1 protein-coding gene is annotated in these 727 nt (G+C 58.2%); it reads right to left on the bottom strand.

Annotated features, from left to right (window positions below):
- Positions 1–727 (bottom strand): IclR family transcriptional regulator (locus NS334_RS16920; RefSeq protein WP_153002817.1); only part of this gene is annotated, 727 nt, incomplete at both ends.

The raw sequence follows: 727 nt of genomic DNA, 5'->3' as shown, positions 1-727 counted from the left end.
AGCCGGCTCTGCATCACTTCAATGATGTGCTCGCGCTTTGCCGCGATCCGTTCGATGGGGCCGCCGATGCCGATAGCCAGCGGCGCGCGTCGCTTTGGTAGCGGAACAAGCATGCCTATGGTGTTTGCGCCCGGCGTCGTGCGGCCGCCTGACTCGGAAAAGCCGCGGCGGCGAATGCGCTCGATTTCTTCGAGAAACGCCGTTTCGCGAACACGCGCCGACGGACTCGGCTCATCGGCATTGTTGCGACGGATTATGCCGCGAATCCTGGTGTTTGGCATTTGGCTCAGCAGCACGTGTCCAAGCGCGGTACGAACCATCGGTCGTATTTGACCAGCATGTGTAATGAACTGAAGCTGATAGCCGCTCGGCACAACGTGTAGATACCGCATCCCGGCGGCGCCCGTCTGTTGTCCAAGCAGGATGGTTTCGCCCCCAGTCGCGCTCCAGAGTTCCTCCATCAGATCGGTCAGCTTTGTGTCACGGAACGGAGAACGACGGATCCAATCACCGAGCAGACCGACGCGGTAGCTAGGGATGAAACGCCGGGTCTTTCGATCGTATTCAAGGTAGTTCAATTCAACGAGACTGCTAAGCAACACCGACGTGCTCGATTGTGGCATCTCCAGCGCGGAAGCTATTTCGGTTACGGAAGCAGCCCGCTTCGTTTCCCGAAAGAACTCCAGAACTGCAAACGTGCGCATTGCAGATTTGACAATGGCCGTCT

This window comes from Sphingomonas endophytica (assembly GCF_001476895.1).
GTDB classification, from domain to species: domain Bacteria; phylum Pseudomonadota; class Alphaproteobacteria; order Sphingomonadales; family Sphingomonadaceae; genus Sphingomonas; species Sphingomonas endophytica_A.
Note: the sequence above shows the minus strand (reverse complement) of the source record. Positions and strands in the feature narration are given on the sequence as shown.